This window comes from Ligilactobacillus animalis KCTC 3501 = DSM 20602 (assembly GCF_001434535.1).
GTDB classification, from domain to species: Bacteria; Bacillota; Bacilli; order Lactobacillales; family Lactobacillaceae; genus Ligilactobacillus; species Ligilactobacillus animalis.
The window spans coordinates 53,571-68,627 of sequence record NZ_AYYW01000057.1 but is presented as its reverse complement, the minus strand read 5'-3'; the positions used below and the strand labels follow the sequence as shown (position 1 = coordinate 68,627).

General features: G+C 41.0%; 15 protein-coding genes. 1 reads left to right on the top strand and 14 read right to left on the bottom strand.

The annotated features are described in order from the left end of the window. Nucleotides 1-11 precede the first annotated feature (11 nt). The 13 genes from FC30_RS08215 to rpsU form a co-directional block, all read right to left on the bottom strand. A complete protein-coding gene (locus tag FC30_RS08215) occupies nucleotides 12-1,127 on the bottom strand; it encodes a Nif3-like dinuclear metal center hexameric protein (RefSeq protein WP_010689120.1) in 1,116 nt (371 codons plus the stop codon). Beyond that, nucleotides 1,120-1,818 (bottom strand): tRNA (adenine(22)-N(1))-methyltransferase, encoded by a 699-nt coding sequence (locus FC30_RS08210; protein ID WP_010689121.1) that lies wholly within the window; start codon nucleotides 1,816-1,818, stop codon nucleotides 1,120-1,122. The genes FC30_RS08215 and FC30_RS08210 overlap by 8 nt, the downstream gene beginning before the upstream one ends. Before the next feature lie 180 nt (nucleotides 1,819-1,998). After that, complete coding sequence (gene rpoD, locus FC30_RS08205) at nucleotides 1,999-3,123, bottom strand: RNA polymerase sigma factor RpoD (RefSeq protein WP_035448208.1); 1,125 nt, start codon at nucleotides 3,121-3,123, stop codon at nucleotides 1,999-2,001. A 14-nt stretch (nucleotides 3,124-3,137) separates the two neighbouring features. Continuing rightward, nucleotides 3,138-5,003: a DNA primase gene (gene dnaG / locus FC30_RS08200; protein ID WP_033193007.1), complete on the bottom strand. Its 1,866-nt coding sequence runs from the start codon at nucleotides 5,001-5,003 to the stop codon at nucleotides 3,138-3,140. Nucleotides 5,004-5,290: 287 nt separating this feature from the next. Next, the gene (gene glyS / locus FC30_RS08195; RefSeq protein WP_010689124.1) at nucleotides 5,291-7,369 is read right to left on the bottom strand and encodes a glycine--tRNA ligase subunit beta; all 2,079 of its coding nucleotides are present in this window, start codon (nucleotides 7,367-7,369) and stop codon (nucleotides 5,291-5,293) included. Beyond that, the gene (gene glyQ / locus FC30_RS08190; RefSeq protein WP_004047915.1) at nucleotides 7,369-8,286 is read right to left on the bottom strand and encodes a glycine--tRNA ligase subunit alpha; all 918 of its coding nucleotides are present in this window, start codon (nucleotides 8,284-8,286) and stop codon (nucleotides 7,369-7,371) included. Before glyQ ends, glyS begins: the two co-directional genes overlap by 1 nt. Nucleotides 8,287-8,593: 307 nt before the next feature. Further along, a complete protein-coding gene (recO, locus tag FC30_RS08185; protein ID WP_029507325.1) occupies nucleotides 8,594-9,376 on the bottom strand; it encodes a DNA repair protein RecO in 783 nt (260 codons plus the stop codon). Between the two features lie 55 nt (nucleotides 9,377-9,431). Next, nucleotides 9,432-10,334, bottom strand: coding sequence for a GTPase Era (era, locus tag FC30_RS08180; protein WP_010689126.1), 903 nt, complete (start codon nucleotides 10,332-10,334; stop codon nucleotides 9,432-9,434). 23 nt (nucleotides 10,335-10,357) lie between these two features. Beyond that, nucleotides 10,358-10,768, bottom strand: coding sequence for a diacylglycerol kinase family protein (locus FC30_RS08175; RefSeq protein WP_010689127.1), 411 nt, complete (start codon nucleotides 10,766-10,768; stop codon nucleotides 10,358-10,360). Next, complete coding sequence (ybeY, locus tag FC30_RS08170; RefSeq protein WP_010689128.1) at nucleotides 10,752-11,231, bottom strand: rRNA maturation RNase YbeY; 480 nt, start codon at nucleotides 11,229-11,231, stop codon at nucleotides 10,752-10,754. The genes FC30_RS08175 and ybeY overlap by 17 nt, the downstream gene beginning before the upstream one ends. A 2-nt stretch (nucleotides 11,232-11,233) precedes the next feature. Continuing rightward, entirely contained in the window at nucleotides 11,234-12,217 is a 984-nt protein-coding gene (locus FC30_RS08165; RefSeq protein WP_056938503.1) for a PhoH family protein, read from the bottom strand. Between the two features lie 123 nt (nucleotides 12,218-12,340). Beyond that, complete coding sequence (locus FC30_RS08160) at nucleotides 12,341-12,787, bottom strand: GatB/YqeY domain-containing protein (RefSeq protein WP_004047933.1); 447 nt, start codon at nucleotides 12,785-12,787, stop codon at nucleotides 12,341-12,343. 21 nt (nucleotides 12,788-12,808) lie between these two features. Then, nucleotides 12,809-12,994: a 30S ribosomal protein S21 gene (gene rpsU / locus FC30_RS08155; protein WP_003694124.1), complete on the bottom strand. Its 186-nt coding sequence runs from the start codon at nucleotides 12,992-12,994 to the stop codon at nucleotides 12,809-12,811. A gap of 279 nt (nucleotides 12,995-13,273) precedes the next feature. On the opposite strand from rpsU, the gene FC30_RS08150 reads away from it, so the two are divergent. Beyond that, complete coding sequence (locus FC30_RS08150; RefSeq protein ID WP_010689130.1) at nucleotides 13,274-14,089, top strand: pyruvate, water dikinase regulatory protein; 816 nt, start codon at nucleotides 13,274-13,276, stop codon at nucleotides 14,087-14,089. A 58-nt stretch (nucleotides 14,090-14,147) separates the two neighbouring features. Here the strand turns inward: FC30_RS08150 and FC30_RS08145 are convergent, their stop codons facing one another. Beyond that, the gene (locus tag FC30_RS08145; protein WP_033193008.1) at nucleotides 14,148-15,050 is read right to left on the bottom strand and encodes a deoxyribonuclease IV; all 903 of its coding nucleotides are present in this window, start codon (nucleotides 15,048-15,050) and stop codon (nucleotides 14,148-14,150) included. Between the last annotated feature and the right edge of the window lie 7 nt (nucleotides 15,051-15,057).

The following is a 15,057-nucleotide window of genomic DNA, read 5'->3' as shown; positions in this document are numbered from 1 at the left end:
CCTCTTTTCTGCTAGATGAATGTGAATGGATCTGTATTTAATTTAGAAGAAACGACCTCGATCTGCCAAGTATTTTGCTCATTCCAACGGGTAAAGAGTCGTTTTAGGTGAGGCTTACAGATCGCTTCAAAATGATGTCCAGGATCGATCACTGCCAGTCCACTTTCATACATATCATGAGCTGTATGGTAAGAGACATCGCCTGTAACATAGACATCAGCTTGTGCTTTTAAAGCAAATGGATAAAATTTAGCGCCGGAACCACCTAAGACGGCGACGCGTTCCACTACCCTTGTAGGATCTTTAGCTACTAAACGCAACCCCTGAAGGCCTAAAACTTGTTTACAAAACGCCGCATATTCGCTTACTGTCATCGGCGTGCTCAACTTACCGACGCGGCCCATCCCCGTACTTTGGCCAAGGCCTTCGACTTGATATAGATCAAAAGCGATCTCTTCATAAGGATGCGCAGCTTGCATTGCCTGCAAAACTTTGGCTTTTATTTTGGCTGGGAAAACCACTTCGACTTTTTCTTCAGCTACTTCGCTTACTTGACCGACTTCTCCTAAATGTGGGGCAGCACCAGCTTCTGGTCTAAAACGACCTGTCCCACTTACAGAATATGAGCATGCCGTATAATCGCCCAAATGTCCCGCACCAGCCTTAGCTAAGGCTTGACGTAAAACGGTAGCATGTTCTTCAGGAACAAATACCGCTAATTTATACCAAACTTCAGCTTTAGGTGGTAGTAATGGTTTTGTTTCTTCAATATGCAACGCTTCTGCTAACCAATCATTCATACCTCCGTTAGCATTGTCCAAATTGGTGTGGGCGGCATAGACCGTGATATCGTGCTTGATGAGTTTGGCATACATTTGATTTTGTGGATCGGTTAGATCAAAATGTTTTACTGGAACAAACATCGCTGGATGATGGGCAAAAATAAAATCTACCCCCGCTGCGATCGCCTCTTCCACAACTTCTGGTCTGACATCCAAGGTGACCATCATTTTTTTGACTTCATGCTCGAGACTGCCTAATTGTAATCCGATCGGGTCGTTTTTTTCGGCGATCCGCTGGGGGGCAAATTCCTCAAAACGAGCCACGATATCTTTGACTTTAACCATTTAAAACACTTCCGATCTGTGCTATTTTTGCTTCAAGCGCTTGTTTTTTAGCGACTGGAACTTGATTTGCTTTATTCAATTCTTTTAAGATCGTTTCTAACTTAGCGATCTCTTTTTGCCATTTAGCTTGAAAAGCAGCATTTTTCTTTTGGAGTAGATAAGGTCCAAACTGTAACTCTTCAGGTGTCAAAGTTTGTTTTTCATCAGTATAGCTTGCTGCGATCACTTCATAGATGTGGCCATCTTCTTCCATGATATATTCAGCTGTGATCTGATAATTATTAGCTAACAGCCAACGTCTGACGTTTTCTTCACCGACATTAGGCTGCAAGATCAACTGTGGATGATCGACTAACTTGTCCTTCCCAGCTTCCAAGATATCACAGATCAACGTACCACCCATCCCGCAGATCGTGATCACATTGATCTGGTCGGCTAACTCGATCGCATTCAAGCCATCCGCCAACCGAGCTTGGACTTTATCTTCTAGCCCCTCTTTTTTGATCTCTTGCTTTGCATTTTCATAAGGACCCTTGACCACTTCACCAGCGATCCCAAACTCAATTTGACCCTTTAAAGCCAAATATGCTGGTAAATAAGCATGATCCGAACCGATATCCGCTAAGCGTGCTCCTTTTTCGATCAGATCAGCCACACATAAGAGGCGTTGTGAAAGATGATGTGCATCCATGTTACTATTAGCTATACCAAATGTGGTCCGAAAATATAGCTATTCCTTTCATTTACTACTTTTTGGACTCAGCGCCACATTTTATTTCCGCTGACGTTGTTTCTTAAGGATTATTTTACCATTTATCTTTAGACTCGACAAAAAAAGGTCCACCCAAAATCGGCGGACCTTTGACAAAGCCTATTCTAAGAAGTCTTTTAATTGTTTAGACCGTGAAGGATGACGCAATTTGCGTAAAGCCTTGGCTTCGATCTGACGGATACGTTCCCGCGTGACCCCAAAGACTTTACCAACTTCTTCTAAAGTTCGTGTCCGGCCATCATCTAGACCAAAGCGTAGACGTAAAACATTTTCTTCACGATCAGTCAAAGTATCTAAGACACTTTCGATCTGTTCTTTTAATAATTCATAAGCTGCATGTTCAGCTGGACTTGTCGCATCTTGATCTTCGATAAAATCACCTAAATGCGAATCATCTTCTTCACCGATCGGCGTTTCTAAAGAAACAGGTTCTTGCGCGATCTTTAAGATCTCACGTACTTTTTCGGTCGGCATGTTCATTTCAGCCCCGATTTCTTCAGGGATCGGTTCACGTCCGAGATCTTGGAGCATTTGGCGTTGGATACGGATCAATTTATTGATCGTTTCTACCATGTGCACAGGGATCCGGATCGTCCGAGCTTGATCAGCGATCGCACGTGTGATCGCTTGTCTGATCCACCAAGTTGCATAAGTTGAGAATTTGAATCCCTTACGATAGTCAAATTTTTCAACGGCTTTCATCAAGCCCATGTTACCTTCTTGGATCAAGTCAAGAAATGACATTCCACGCCCCACATAGCGCTTAGCGATCGAAACGACCAAGCGCAAGTTTGCTTCCGCCAAACGTTGCTTAGCTTCTTCGTCGCCTTCTTCGATCCGTAAAGCTAAAGCCACTTCTTCGTCAGCAGTCAAGAGATTGACACGGCCAATTTCTTTAAGGTACATCCGAACTGGATCATTGATCTTAACGCCAGATGGAGCTGATAAGTCACTTTTTGCTAATTCTTTTTCTTCATGACTGGCTTTCTTCAAGCTGAGTTCACTTGGATCACCATTTTCATCCACAACTGAGATCCCAGCATCTTCGACCCGCACGATCAAACTGTCCATTTGTTCGGCATCTAAGTGAAATGGCGTTACCATTTTATCAGTCAATTCATCATATCTGATTTCTTTTTTTGGTTTATACTCACGTAATAACTCACGCAATGCTTTCTTATATGCCACCGCATCGAAATTCGTATTTTTTTTCTCTTCTGCCAAAATAGAGGCCTCCCTTAAATGATTGACTTCTCTGTCTGCTTTTTTTTCAATAATTCGATCAGTTTTGTCGTCTGTTCCATGATCGCTTTGGCATCTCCCAAACGTTTGGCTTGCTCTAATTGGGCTTCGACCGCCTTGATCTGCTCTTCTAACGGGGAATGCTGCATGATAAATGCTAGACAATCACTGATCTCTTGTTCGTTTGATTCACCATAATCACCTAATTCAAGTGAGATGATGATCTGCCTTAAATGTTCATCTTTTAAAAAGTCTAAAAAGCTTGCACTTTCATACTCAGAATAACGGTCAAAGTATCCATCAGCTAATAAAAAGATCGTTTCATAATCTTCATGGATAAACGAAAAATCAGCTAGACCCTTGATGCGTAAAAAGACATCATGTTCATGTAACAAACGATACAATAATAATCTTTCGGCTTGTTCAGCCGGGGTATAGCGTTTTTTTTCTTGACGCTGTTGGGTACTATAGACGACCTTATCCGAGCGCTTGAGTGAATTTGCTTGATCTTGTTTGAGTTGTTCTGATTGGACCTGTTGCATCAAAGCCTGAAGTTGACTAGTTAAATTGTTCTTATCTAGCTCAAACTCTTTGGCTAAACGATTGATGGTCAGATCGCGCGCCAGTGGATCTTTGACCTGCGCAACTCTCTCTAATACATCTGTGATATACGCTAATTGATCACTTTCAGTCTCAAGATTACGCCCTGCCCGAAAATACTCCAAATAAAATTCTAATTCAGTGCGTTCATGTGACGTCACAAAATCTTTAAAATTTTCTGGACCGTATTTGCGAACATACTCATCTGGATCAAGCTTTTCAGGTAATAAGATCGTTCCAAGCTCAAACTTGCTCAATGGTGCGATCAACTCCAAGGCCCGCTTGGTAGCCTTACGCCCTGGAAGATCACCATCATAACAGATATAGAGCTTACTTGCCGTTTGCTCTAAAAGATAGATCTGCTCGCTCGTTAAACTCGTCCCCATCGAGGCTACACCATTTTTGATCCCAGCCCGCCATGCTGCTAAAACATCCATAAAGCCCTCAAATAGATAGACTTTACTTTCATGTCTGATCGTCTTTTTAGCCTTATCAAAGTTAAAGAGAACTTTACGCTTATTAAATAAGATCCCCTCGGGTGAGTTGAGATATTTAGGCAATTTCTTATCAGGTGTCAAAAGTCGACCTGAAAAAGCAATGATCTGTCCAGTTTGATTTCTGATCGGAAACATGATCCGATCATTGAAACGTTCAGCTAGATTTTCACCTTCACGTTCGCTAAACAGACCAGATTTTCGCAAAGTTTGATAATCATCAAGCTTTTTTTCATGAAAAAAGGCTTGTAAGATCTCAGCTTGAGGTGCATACCCCAACTGAAACTCTGCAATCAGCTCATCACTTAGACCACGTTCATGCAGATAATACAAAGCTGGCTGTCCTAACTTAGTATTTACTAAGATGTGATGATATAACTGCCCTGCTTGCGCATAAAGCTGCTTTAATCTACCGGTCTCAGACTGAGTATCTTCTGCACCAGCAATATTTTGCGGTAAATACTTAGCATCAAGCTCGATCCCGGCTAACTCAGCTGTGCGATAAACGGCTTCCGGAAATGTCAGATCCTCGATCTCCATCAAGAATTTGAAAACATTTCCCCCGCGACCACATGAAAAACAGTGGAAGAACTGCTTGGGTTCATTCACAGAAAATGAGCCCGTTTTTTCTGTATGGAAGGGACACAATCCGAACCAATTGCTCCCTGAGCGGTGTAACTGGACATATTGGCCTATGATATCCAAAATATTGACATCCGATCTGATCTGATCGATCACATCAGTCGGTATCCTACGTTGACTTACCACGGCCTCACCCCATTTTTAAATATAGTTACGAAAGGTCGCACACCAAAGCACGACCTTTCATAATAAAAATTATACCGATACTAATTTTATAATAGATATATCTTTATTGCAAGAGTAAACGTAAACAATTACTATATCAAATTGACATGTCTTTGACAAGCATTATTACAAAATAATTATCCTTCAACTTTTTTACATCTAAATAATACGCTGTACCATTGCTCTTAGACAACATAATTGCTCGAAAAAAAGAGCAAGTCTAAAAACTAGACTCACTCTTAGAAAAATTATTTAGTATTCAAGGCATCTAAAGCACCAAAGACAGCTGTCAAACGTGCGATCTGTACTAATTGACGCAAACGATTCAACTTGACCTTTTCATCATCGGCCATGACCATCGTCTTTTCAAAATAAGCATTGATCGGTTCACGTAAGTTCTTCAAAGCAATAAATTTAGTTTCAAGATCAGCTACTTTGAAGTCTTTTCTAACTGCTTCAACGGCTTCATAAAGACCTTGTTCAGCTTCGTTTTCAAATAATGCTGTATCAACAGTAAGATCACTTTGATCATCTAATTTCTTAGCTAAGCGACTTGCTCTAGTCAAAGCTTCGATATTTTCTTTGAAGTCTTCATCTGTTAAATGTTGCGCCAAAAGATCAGCGGCTTTTTGAGCCAATGTAAATGCATTAGCTTTATTAGCCATTACTGCTTCAAGCACATCATGCCGTAAGTTTGGTCCATTCAAGATCTGTTGCAAGCGATCTGCGATGAAATCTTGGATCATAGCTTTATTTTCAGCAGGAGCGATCTTTTCGTATAGATCTGGGCGTTTAGCATAAGCGGCTTCAACTGCTGCTTGTAACAATGGGGTTGAAAGGGCCCAACCTTTAGCTAAAGCGATCCGAACGATACCTAAAGCTTGACGACGCAAAGCATAAGGATCATTAGAACCACTTGGCAACATCCCTGCACTAAAGAAGGCTTGGATGCTATCGATTTTATCAGCGATCGATAAGACTGCCCCAACATTTGTCTGTGGTAATTCACCTTCAGCACTAGTTGGAAGATACTCTTCACGCATTGCAACACAGACTGCTTCATTTTCACCTTGCAATCTAGCATAGATCTCACCCATGACACCTTGCAATTCAGAAAATTCACCGACCATTCCAGTTACTAAGTCAAATTTATAGATCTGACTTGCACGATCAAGATCGGCTAATTCTTGGTCACTTAAGCCTAATTTTTCACCTAAGTAATGTGCGATCAAGTGAACACGTTCCATCTTTTCGTAGATCGTGCCGATCTTATCGTGAAACATTACCTTTTTCAAACGTTCAACATAATCTGCGATCGTTTGTTTTTGATCTTCTTCATAGAAGAAAGCAGCGTCTTCTAAGCGTGCCGTCAACACTTTTTCGTTACCGGCGATCACATTTTCCAAATGAGCTTGGTTCCCGTTACGCACCGAGATAAAGTTTGGTAACAAGTTACCAGCTTCATCGGTTACGTAGAAGAAACGTTGATGATCTTTCATGGAGGTGATCAAAACAGCATCTGGGATCGTTAGGTATTTTTGATCAAAGTTTCCAGCAAAGACAGTTGGATATTCGACCAAATTATTAACTTCTTCTAACAACTCTGGATCGATCACTACTTGCCAATTATTTTGTTGTGCAAGCTCATTGATCTGCGAAACGATCATTTCTTTACGTTTCTTGGCATCAGCGATCACCATTTGTGGTTCTAAAGCAGCTGGATAGTCATTAGCATCAGTAAGCTCGATCGCCTTACCCAAGAAACGATGACCCAACGTTTGGCGTCCAGCCTTAACGTTTAAGATCTCAAAATCTACGACTTCTTTATCCAACAAGGATACTAGCCACTTGATCGGACGCACGTATTCAAAATCATTAGTGCTCCAGCGCATCATCGTTGGGAACTTAAGATCCATCACGACGTCTTTGACATCACTTAAAACTTCTTTAGCGCTCTTACCAGGAATGAATTTCTTAACGTAAGCATATTCGACTCCTTTTAATTCCTTAAAAAAGATATCATCTGGCGTGCAACCTTGCCCCCGAGAAAAGCCTTGAGCAGCTTTAGACCAGTTTCCTTCGGCATCCAAAGCGATCTTTTTAGCTGGACCTTTAGCTTCTTCTTCAATGTCAGCTTGCTTATCAGCTAAGCCTAAGACCTTGAGTGCTAAACGCCTTGGAGTTGAGTAAGCTTTGATCTCATCAAAGTCTAAGCGATTTTCTTCTAAAAATGCCATCATCTTTTTGACCAATTGTTGGCTACTTGGTGTAACGACATGAGCTGGGATCTCTTCTAATCCGATCTCTAACAAAAATGTATGTGCCATTATTTGTCCTCCTCTAACAATTTAGCGCGTAAAGCTTCATCTTTGATCAATGGATAACCCAATTTCTTACGTTCAGCCACAAAAGCCCGAGCGACCATTCGAGCCATATTTCTGATCCGTGATAAATAACCAGCACGTTCAGTTACAGAAACTGCACCACGAGCATCTAATAAGTTAAAGGTATGGCTACATTTTAGGATATAGTCATAAGCTGGGTGAACTAGACCATTTTCGATCTGCTTTTTAGCTTCTTTTTCATAAGTGTCAAATAATTCAAACAACATCTCTTGGTTGCTTTCTTCAAATGAATACTTGGAATGTTCAAATTCAGGTTCTTTGAAGATATCACCGTATTTGACTCCATCGGCCCATTCAAGCTCAAATACTGAATTAACGTCTTGAATGTAAGAGGATAAACGTTCGAGCCCATAAGTTACTTCAACGGCAACTGGACGAACTTCTAAGCCCCCGACTTGTTGGAAATAAGTAAATTGGGTGATCTCCATCCCGTCGAGCCAAACTTCCCAACCAACACCGGCACAACCCATTGATGGGTTTTCCCAGTTATCTTCAACAAACCGAATATCATGTTCTAAAGGATCGATCCCTAAGGCACGTAAACTATCCAAATAAAGTTCTTGGATGTTGTCTGGCGAAGGTTTCATGATCACTTGGAATTGATGATGTTGGTATAAACGATTAGGGTTTTCACCATAACGACCGTCAGCTGGGCGACGTGAAGGTTCAACATAGGCAACGTTCCAAGGTTCTGGTCCGATCGCACGTAAGAAAGTATAGGGACTCATCGTACCAGCCCCTTTTTCTGTATCATAGGATTGCATTAACATACAGCCTTGCTTTGCCCAAAACTGTTGTAATGTCAAAATAATATCTTGCATTGACAATTTATCTGCCATCTTTTTGCCTCCAAAGATTTATTTTCGAATCAGCCAAATAACGCACAAAAAAGTCCCTATGTAGCGCCTTTGGCTACATAGGGACGATTTTCGAAAATCGCGGTTCCACCCTACTTCTAGTATAACTAGCAGCTTAATTCGTTAAGACTCCAAAAGTGCCAATCATGTCTCAATAGATATCTGCTTTCACCATCTCAGACTCGCTAACTCTATCCTTAGACCGATCCTCTTCTATCAACGTCTCATTATTGATATTTTTAGGATAGTTTAACCGCGTTTTTTTGTCAAGTCATATTTAGTTGTAAAATCACTTATTATCCTTAAAAAATTGGTCCCATGACGACATTTGATCAAGAAATTTTTTTGCTGGCACGTAAATTCCAACTTGATGTTCATAGATCTCATCCAAAGTTTTTCTTAAATTAGCTTTAGTCTGGTCCTTGACCTTGATCGAATTCAACCGCTCCAGATCTACAACTGATAGTAGGCGTAAATAATAGACTGTCCGCTGATCCAAATGCAACCGATGGGGATCTAAATGCCAATGTTGCTGACACAACAAACCACCATAACTTTCTGAATAATCAAATAAACGCTCCGTATTTTGGCAAATAACACAGCTTTCAAGTCGCGGTCTGACCCCAAAACTGGTAAGTAACTGGATCTCGATGATATTAGTGATGATCGCAGGATCAAAGCCCTCATCGATCAACTCAAGTGCCTTTTTGACTCTTAAAAACCAACTTAAATTCACAAGATCTTCCGTCGTTAGAGCTCGTTCTACTAAACTTAAGATATACGAAGCATAGGCATTCAACTCGATATCCTGGGTGATTTGTTGATATTGGCTGATGTCACGGGTCGTCGTGATAAATGACAACCCCTCATCACTGATACTTCCAAGATAGGTCCCATGGGTAAAAGGCAGGATCGCTGCTCCTAATTTAAAGCCCCGCTTACGCACTCCACGGACAAAAAAAGTTTTAAAGCCATATTTATCGGTCAAAATTTTGACCAACATATCGCGTTCCTTATAGTCTTTACGTGAGACCACGATCCCTAAAAACTCTACGCCTTGTTGTAGCACCATCTTTTTACCCCCAAAAATCTCAAAAAAGAGGAGAATCATCCCCTCTTTTCCTTAATTAATAATCATCTTGTCGGTAACCAAACGCTTTTAGATCGACTTGACGGTCTTTCCAATTAGGTTGAACTTTGACCCAAAGCTCTAAAAAGACTTTATCACCTAACATAAATTCGATCTCTTTACGCGCTCTTGTCCCGATCTCTTTTAGCATCTTACCACCTTTACCGATGATAATTCCCTTTTGACTGGAACGTTCGACCACAATAGTTGCTTGGATCAAAACTTTTTCATCATCTTCGCGCTTGATCCGATCGACAACAACGGCAACGGAATGTGGCACTTCTTCACGTGTCAATTGCAGAACTTTTTCGCGGATCAATTCGCTGACAATAAAACGTTCGGGATGATCAGTAACTTGATCTTCAGGATAATATTGCGGACCTTCCGGCAGATCTTCAACTAGATCGTGGACTAATTCAGCACAGTTATTGCCATTCAAAGCCGAGATCGGGAAGACGTCTTTGTAGTCTAAAGTATCCCGGTAATCATCCATCACTTCTAATAAATGATCGGGATGGATTTTATCGATCTTGTTGATCACTAAATAGATCGGCTTTTTAACATTTTTTAGTCGTTCAATGATGAAATCATCGCCCCGACCGCGTTTTTGTTCCGCATTGACCATGAAGATCACTGCATCAACTTCATTAAGCGTCGAAAGCGCCGACTTGACCATAAAATCGCCTAAACGACTATGTGGTTTATGGATCCCAGGAGTATCAATGAACACGATCTGTGCATTATCAGTGGTATATACCCCTTGGATCTTATTGCGTGTTGTTTGAGCTTTGTCGCTCATGATCGCGATCTTTTGTCCGACCACATTATTTAAAAAAGTCGATTTGCCAACGTTAGGCCGCCCTACGATCGCAATAAAACCTGAATGAAATTTTTCTTCCAAAACATACACTTCCCTAATTAATATCAGTTAAATAATTGCCAAATATGTGGACCAAAGATCAATGTTGCTGTGATCAAAGAAAAGATCGCTGCCAGTAAGACCGCTGCAGCCGCCATATCTTTAGCTTTTTTGGCAAGTGGATGTCGTTTATAGTTTGTAGCTAGATCAACGACATTTTCGATGGCAGAATTCCAGACTTCACTGGAGATCACCAAAAAAATACTCAAAAATAGCCAGAGCCACTCACTGATGGTCACATTAAAAATGAGTCCCATAATCACGACCAAAGTTATCGCACTCACATGAAACCGCAGATTACGCTCTTCTCTATAAGCCGTTTTCAAGCCAACGAGCGCATAACGCAAGGACTGGAAAAAATGGCGGTTTTTCCAGCTGTTGACCGGCTGTTTTTGTTCTTTATCGTTTAAGTCCATACGCCTCGAGAATTTCTCTTTGCAAGCCAAACATTTCCTTTTCGTCTTCAGCTTGCATGTGGTCGTAGCCATTGAGATGTAAAAAACCATGAACAACTAAAAAGCCCAATTCTCTTTCCTGCGAATGTCCTAAATACTCAGCTTGTTCTTTGACTTTATCGACCGAAACCATGATATCCCCAATATTTTTAGGGATCTCGAAATCAGCTTCGTCCGGTAAAATGATTGGAACCTCATTTGGATCTTCCTCTTCGATCGCAAAACTGATCACATCAGTTGGTTTATCAACACCACGATATTCTTTGTTGATCCGATGGATTTCAGCATTATCCATCAAAGTGACTGACATTTCAGTATTTGAGGGTAACTTGAGATAATCACCCGCAAAGTCCAAGATCTCGCAAATGAGCGTCTTCCACTCACTTGAAACTTGCTCAGTATTATCATAAACTTCCAGATCCATTTTTATTCCTCATTTTCCATTGAATTATAGTTATCGTATGCACGAATGATCTCAGATACGACCGGATGGCGCACAACATCGGCAGAATCAAATTTTACAAAGCCGATGTACGGGGAGCCCTGCAAGATCTTTTCCGCATCGACCAAACCACTTTGACTGTGCCCCTTAGGTAGATCGATCTGTGATTTATCACCATTGATGATCATTTTAGAACCAAAGCCAAGGCGCGTCAAAAACATCTTCATTTGCGCTCTAGTCGTGTTTTGAGCTTCATCCAAGATAACAAAAGCATTGTCTAACGTGCGTCCCCGCATATAAGCTAAAGGCGCGATCTCGATCACACCGCGGTCGATCAAGCGTTCCGTGTGTTCTGCCCCTAAGATCGAATTTAGCGCATCATAGATCGGACGTAAATACGGATCAACTTTTTCTTTAAGATCACCCGGTAAAAAGCCCAATGATTCGCCTGCTTCGACTGCTGGACGCGTCAAGATCAACCGTTCAACTTCATGACGCTTTAGGGCAGCAACAGCCATTACAACGGCTAAATAAGTCTTACCTGTTCCGGCAGGTCCGATCCCAAACACAAGATCTTTATGCTTGATCTCTTGCACATACTGGCGTTGCCCATAATTTTTGACCCGGATCGAACGTCCCCGACGGTCTTTTAATAACTCTTCAGTATAGAGATCTTTAAAATACTCTAATGTTCCGCGCTGTGCCATCTTCATCGCTGACACAATATCTGCACTACTTATAGTGATTTTTTTACGTAAAAGTCCCGTCAACTCACTCAATATCTGATAGACTAGATCAACGTTTTCTTCAGTACCGGTGATCTTTATCGTACCACCGAAAGGCTTTAATACCACATCTTGGCCTTCTTCGATCAATTTAAAATGGCTGTCATTGATGCCCGACAGCGAAATTTGCAATTGAGAATCGTTGAGAACGAAACTTTTTTCGACTAATTGTTCTGCGCTCAATCGCCCATCTCCCTTATCATACTTTATAATCCCAATTATACTGATTATCAATTCGATAATCAAATTCAAAGTAAACTTGAACAAATAAGAAAAAAGCCGAGATCTAGCATCTCGACTCTTTGCTTATTTATTAAGCAATGACATTACGGTAGAGTTGACTAATTTACCATCAGCTTTACCCTTTAACTTAGGCATCACTGCCCCCATTACTTTACCGAAGTCAGCTTTTGATGTTGCTCCAACCTGATTGATCGTTTCTTCAACAACGGCCTTTACTTCATCTGCACTGAGTTGTTTTGGCAAGTAACCTTCAACAACTTTGATCTCTTCTTCGAGTTTTTGGACAGCTTCATCACGCCCAGCAGCCTTGAATTCTTCTAAAGAATCCTTGCGTTGCTTCAACTCACGAGATAACACGCTTACTTCTTCATCAGGAGTCAAGTCGTGTCCAACGTTGATTTGTTCATTTGTAACTGCAGCTTTGAGCATCCGAACAGTTGCCAAACGGCCCTTATCCTTAGCTTTCATTGCAGCTACCATATCTTTTTGTAATGAATCTAATAAACTCATCACATTAGCCTCCTCTAGAAACTAGAAACGACGCTTATTTTTGCGCTTTCTTGCTGCTTCGGATTTTTTCTTACGTTTTACACTTGGCTTCTCGTAGAATTCACGTTTCCGATATTCTTGCAAAGTACCTGTTTTTGAAACGGAACGTTTGAAGCGACGAAGAGCGTCATCAAGAGATTCGTTTTTACGAACGACTGTCTTTGACATGGTTGTTTCCCTCCCTCCGAGCTTAAATGTAACCGTCTTAATTGTACAAACCTCAACAGTTCCTTTCCATTATAAACTAAATTAAAAGTTAGAGTCAACATAACTTTATAAACTTTTACATAATTAGTGTTCATTTATGATCCGACCGGTGAAAAGTTAAAGTTTTACAGTTTTTTTTACCCTAGCCATTTTTCTTGGAATCACTTGTTAGATAGGCTATAATTTTTCATAGAATAAGTCGTTTTTTAACACTTTATCATAATTAAGGGAGGCATTTTTATGTCAAATGAATTACATGTTTATGCGATCTCAGATTCACTCGGGGAGACCGCCTATGCGATCGCCGAAGCTGCTAGTGTCCAATTTCCTAACGCAGATTTCAAGATCCAACGTTACCCATTGATCAAGACTGTTTCTTTGGTCCAAGGGATCATGAACAAGGCCAAACGTGAATCTGCTATCATCGTGCATACTTTCGTCGATCCAGAACTATCGACTTTTGTAAATAACTACTGCCAAGAAAATGGTTTAGCCGTGATCGATGCTTTAAGTGATGTTATCCAAAAATTCTCACAAAAAGCCGGTGAAAAACCATTACAAAAAGCTGGGATCAATCACAATACCGATAAAGAATATTTCAATCGGATCGAAGCTCTTGAATTTGCTGTTACCTATGACGATGGTAAAGACCCAGCTGGCTTTTTAAAGGCAGATCTGGTCTTATTGGGGATCTCGCGGACATCGAAGACTCCGTTGTCACTTTTCCTAGCTAATCGTGGCTATAAAGTGGCTAACTTACCCCTTGTTCCTAAGGCGCAAATCCCAGAAGAGATCTATAAAGTCGATCCGAACAAGATCTTTGGTTTGACTAACGACCCTGAGATCTTAAATGGGATCCGACGTGAACGGATGATCTCTTATGGTCTTGATCCAGATACACACTACTCAAACATCAACAACATCGAAAGCGAATTGAATTTTGCTAACGAACTTTACAAAAAACTTGGTTGTCCTGTGATCAACGTGGCCCACAAATCGATCGAAGAGACTGCAACGATAATTACTGAAAGTTTGGATAGCAACGCACAAAGATAAATAAAAAACTAAGATCTGTAAATTGACGTGTTCAATTTAGATCTTAGTTTTTTTATGTCTATTTTTTACCCTTATTTTGGTAGATCTTATCGAGTAACTCAGGGTCAAATTCACCTGCGCGTAACATTGCGATCTCATAACCATATGGCGCATAACGATCATTTTTATCGGGACCTACATATGGTGTTTCCAAGATTTTCGGTAGTGTAGCTAATTCTTCAAGTTTAGCGATCTTTGCTAAACTGTCAAAACCGATCGTCCCAAACCCTAGATTAGCATGCCGATCCTTATGGCTTCCTTGGGGATTCAAGGAATCATTTAAATGGATCACTTTTAGTCGATCTAAACCAATGATCTTATCAAATTCCGTTAAAACGCCCGAAAAATCGTCTTTGATCGCATAGCCTGCATCATTTGTATGGCAAGTATCCAAAGTAACGGATAGCTTGTCATTATATTTTACCAAATCGATGATCTGAGCTAATTCTTCAAAGCTCCGTCCGACCTCTGTTCCTTTGCCCGCCATCGTCTCCAAAGCGATCTGAAGTTTTTGATCAGGTCGGATGACTTCATTTAAGCCCTTAGCAATACTTTCGATCCCAGCCTTTGCTCCCGCACCGACATGGGCTCCGGGATGAAGCGTCATCTGAGTTGCTCCTAAAGCTTCAGCCCGTTCAACTTCAGCCCGTAAAAACTCGACTGCAAACCCAAAATTTTCCGGTTTTTTAGTATTACCTAGATTAACGATATAGGGAGCATGAACAACGATCTGACTTAAGCCGTGTTCTGCCATATACGCCTGGCCTGCTTCGATATTTAGCTCCGCGATCGGTTTACGTCGCGTATTTTGGGGTGCCCCCGTATAGATCATAAAGGTCGAAGCCTCATAACTAGCAGCCTCTTTTGCTGCCCCCAGCAACATTTCCTTACCCTTCATGCCGACATGTGAACCTATTAGCATTTTTTCA

Bases quoted from the DNA above. Each gene is read 5' to 3' on its own strand.
- rpsU (WP_003694124.1), bottom strand. From the start codon at position 12,994: ATGTCAAAGACAGTCGTTCGTAAAAACGAATCTCTTGATGACGCTCTT.
- FC30_RS08215 (WP_010689120.1), bottom strand. From the start codon at position 1,127: ATGGTTAAAGTCAAAGATATCGTGGCTCGTTTTGAGGAATTTGCCCCC.
- ybeY (WP_010689128.1), bottom strand. From the start codon at position 11,231: ATGGATCTGGAAGTTTATGATAATACTGAGCAAGTTTCAAGTGAGTGG.
- FC30_RS08210 (WP_010689121.1), bottom strand. From the start codon at position 1,818: ATGGATGCACATCATCTTTCACAACGCCTCTTATGTGTGGCTGATCTG.
- FC30_RS08145 (WP_033193008.1), bottom strand. From the start codon at position 15,050: ATGCTAATAGGTTCACATGTCGGCATGAAGGGTAAGGAAATGTTGCTG.
- glyS (WP_010689124.1), bottom strand. From the start codon at position 7,369: ATGGCACATACATTTTTGTTAGAGATCGGATTAGAAGAGATCCCAGCT.
- recO (WP_029507325.1), bottom strand. From the start codon at position 9,376: ATGGTGCTACAACAAGGCGTAGAGTTTTTAGGGATCGTGGTCTCACGT.
- FC30_RS08150 (WP_010689130.1), top strand. From the start codon at position 13,274: ATGTCAAATGAATTACATGTTTATGCGATCTCAGATTCACTCGGGGAG.
- glyQ (WP_004047915.1), bottom strand. From the start codon at position 8,286: ATGGCAGATAAATTGTCAATGCAAGATATTATTTTGACATTACAACAG.
- FC30_RS08160 (WP_004047933.1), bottom strand. From the start codon at position 12,787: ATGAGTTTATTAGATTCATTACAAAAAGATATGGTAGCTGCAATGAAA.
- FC30_RS08175 (WP_010689127.1), bottom strand. From the start codon at position 10,768: ATGGACTTAAACGATAAAGAACAAAAACAGCCGGTCAACAGCTGGAAA.